General features: G+C 58.2%; 3 protein-coding genes. All 3 read left to right on the forward strand.

What is annotated here, in order from left to right:
• Nucleotides 1-689 (forward strand): type III-B CRISPR module-associated Cmr3 family protein (locus tag ACP5J3_RS12125; protein ID WP_428495929.1); only part of this gene is annotated, 689 nt, incomplete at its 5' end.
• 48 nt (nt 690-737) lie between these two features.
• Nucleotides 738-2,804, forward strand: a complete 2,067-nt coding sequence (locus tag ACP5J3_RS12130; RefSeq protein WP_428495930.1) for a hypothetical protein — start codon at nt 738-740, stop codon at nt 2,802-2,804.
• A partial coding sequence (locus ACP5J3_RS12135; protein ID WP_428495931.1) for a hypothetical protein occupies nt 2,789-3,320 on the forward strand: 532 nt, incomplete at its 3' end. The genes ACP5J3_RS12130 and ACP5J3_RS12135, both read left to right, overlap by 16 nt.

The following is a 3,320-nucleotide window of genomic DNA, read 5'->3' on the forward strand; positions in this document are numbered from 1 at the left end:
GCGCCCTCTACGCCCCCGGCGCCGCCCTCCTATACCAGATAGAGCCCAAGGGCGCGGCGGCCAAGCCCGTCGACTTCAGGCAGCTACACGTGGTGAGGAGGATCGGGCTCGCCCTCGGCCCACACAAGACAGCCGCCCCCGGCTACCTCTACAGCGCCACCTACGTCGCCGAGAGGGCCGCCTACATATACTACGTCGAGGCCCAGAAGCTGGAGGAAGAGATCGCCTCTATGTACCATATTGAGACCCAAAAGCCGGTGAAAGCCATCGCCAGGCTCGGGGGAGAGGGCAGACTAGCCGCCGTCGAGATACAAGACGGCCAACTCCCGATACAGCCGCCCAGCCAGGTAGACGGGAGAGCCCTTGTCATATCCCCACTCCTCGCCCGAGAAGGCAAGCTACCAGACTGCCTCAAACCACTGGGGACCCTCAAGAAAGAGAGAGACTGCTTTGAGCCAGACCACAAAGTCAAACTAGTGCAGTGGGGCCTAGGCTTCTCCGAGGTGTGCAGAGAAAGGCGCCCCATGTACCCAGCCCTACCCCCCGGCACAGTGGTGGAGGCAAGGGGGTGCAGAGGTAACGAAGGCTACCTAGCCGAACTCGGCTACGGCGCCCTCCTACCAATCCAACTAGAAAACTGCGGGACACGCCAAACGCCGCCCCGGGACTGCACCGCCTCTATACCTTAAACAATAAAAGAAGATACAAAACTTAAAAGCAACTATACAACAAATTCTATGAAGCTAGCCCCTTTTGTCCTTCTAGCCGCGGCCCTGGCCTACGCCGCGGCCGTGGTCGCCCAGCCAGTGGCGGTATACGACTTCTCAGGTGCGATCTCCTACACGTATACATGCGGCGCAGACGTGGATAAGGACTACGGCTACTGCAACGGCGACTGCGTCGGGGTCATCGGGGCGGTGGACGACTCCACGGCGGACCGCGCCGTCAGAGTCCTCGTCGGGGGGAGGGAGGCCCCCGTCAAGATGTACATATACAAAACAGACGACGTGTACAAGCCCAACGTCTACCTAGCCGTATTCGAGGCCAAGTGGCCCGGCAAGGTCGAGGTGCGCACCGGGCTCAGGGTGGAGGCCTACATCCTCGTCAGCCGCCAAGGCGGAGGCGAGATGAGAGTCGGCAGACTATACGTGCTCCCCTACGTGGCGAACCGCACCGCCGCCGGCAACTACACCTTCAAGCTGGACTACCCCGGCGAGGTCGTTGCATGCACCATGGGCAAGAGGGCGCTGGAGGCCGAGGTCCTCCAACGGGACAGGTGGGTAAAGGCAGAGGTCAAGACGGGCTGGTACAGCGGGCTGGTCAGAGGCGACGGCTCGGCCATCCGCTTCCACTGGGACAGGAGCATCACTGAATCCGCCGTCAAGCTCTACTACATCTTCGCCACCGCCCGGGTGCCCCCCAACAAGTCCTACGTCGTGGGGCTAGACGGGCGGCCAGTCCCGAGCTGGGTGCTGAACCTAATCGTTTCTGACGCCGTGGGGCTTGAAGACGGCGTCGTGTACCACTACGGCGAGGCCCGCCTCAGAACCCCCCGCGGCGAGGCGGCGCTGAGGCCGGGCCAGCGCTACGTGGTGGAGGGGAGGCACTGCGTCGTGACGGGCTACGCCACAAACGGAGCCCCCCTAGACCTGGAGATCTACTACGGCAACTACAAAGCCGCCGCGGGCAGGGGGTCCGTGGCCACCTACTGCCTAGAAGGCGCCTACCGCGTGAGGTACAGGTACTACAACGCCACGGCAGTCGCCAAGGTGGACTACAGCGGCGAAGCCAGCGGCAACGTCACGCTGAACTTGGTCCCCGTGACGGTGAGGGTTGTGGGGCTATTCTCTAGGCCCCTATACGAAGCCGCCGTCTACGCGCCGCCTGGATACAGGGTTGAACTAAACCTGAGCAAAGCCGCGCCTGGCCTCAGCACCTACGCCACCGCTGGGCATGATAGACACGTGGAGCTGGAAATTATAAAGCCGTGGGGATTTACCGGAGTCATAACTCTAGCCGTAGTAGCCGTCATAGCTGTTGCCGTGTTGATAAGAGACAGGATGCCAACACTATTCGACGCTTTGATAAGCCGCTCCCTCGAGCTCTACCTCGTGCTCACTCTACCGCTCATATTCGCCGCGGTTGTGGGGCCCTATATGTCGAGAGCCCTCGATTTGATTGACGCATTCGGCATTTACGTACTAGCCACTGTCCCCCTCGCCGTAGCAACCACATACGCGATTCACGACAGAAGAAAAATCCCCTCAATGGCCCTGTACCTAGCCGCCACTTACGCCGCTCTGATCTTAATTATTAACTACGAGGGCACGATCTACAGCTGGCTCCTCCTATTCAGCCTGTGGCTAGCCGCCGCCGTCACCTCCATCACCCACTACACCACCATACACATTAAAACCTGCAGAATCCGTTGCATAGAAGAAAAGATAGGCAAAATAGACGACGCCGCCAAGGCGCAGTTACAACAGCTAAAGGAAAGATACATAAACGACCCACGGCCAGAGCAGAAAATCCAGACGCTGTGGCAAGCCGCCCAGCTCTACCTACAAAACATTCTAAGCACATGCGGAGCCAAAAACACGGCCTTCACCGGAGACAGGCTTATAAACTGTGCAATCGACATAGGAGCCGTGGACGAGAAATACGCCGAAGATCTCAAAAAGCTTAAAAAACAGGCAGAGGCCGCCGCCAGAGGCAAACAAATCCACGAAGCCGATCTCTACATCCACTGCAGAAAAGTAGCCGATCTGCTAGCTTGGGGAAGCGAGACATGCGCCACCCAGTAACCAACGTCAAAGATCTAACAAATCTCAACAAAACCATAACCACCGAAGTCTTTGACAAGATCTGCGCCCTAATCACAGGAAAACCCCCCAAAAGAAAGACCTACACCCTCTCAGAGGGGTACAAAGTTGAATTCAGATTACGAGAATGCCGAGGAGAGACAGCCTACTACGTGGCACACATCACAGGCCCCGCAGGCTACAGCTCCATCCTAGATATCGAAATAAGCAACGCCATCCAGGGGTACATACAATTCGAAGGACCCCGCGAAACAGATACGCAAAGAGCATACGGAAAAGTACCAGTAGCCACAATCATCACACCCACCGGCACCCACCACATCATCTGCAGAGTAGGCCACGTACAATGCCCCGACACCCATACCTCAACCCAGAAACCCGAGAGAAGCCTAGCATGGCTCTTCCTACTAGCCGCCATCCTAACCCCCTCCGCAACATGGATATGGTTCATAATTCCAATACTCGCCATATACCTCAAACACAGCCGAGCCGCCGCCC

The organism is Pyrobaculum sp. (assembly GCF_049971835.1).
Lineage (GTDB): Archaea > Thermoproteota > Thermoprotei > Thermoproteales > Thermoproteaceae > Pyrobaculum.

Bases quoted from the DNA above. Each gene is read 5' to 3' on its own strand.
- ACP5J3_RS12130 (WP_428495930.1), top strand. From the start codon at position 738: ATGAAGCTAGCCCCTTTTGTCCTTCTAGCCGCGGCCCTGGCCTACGCC.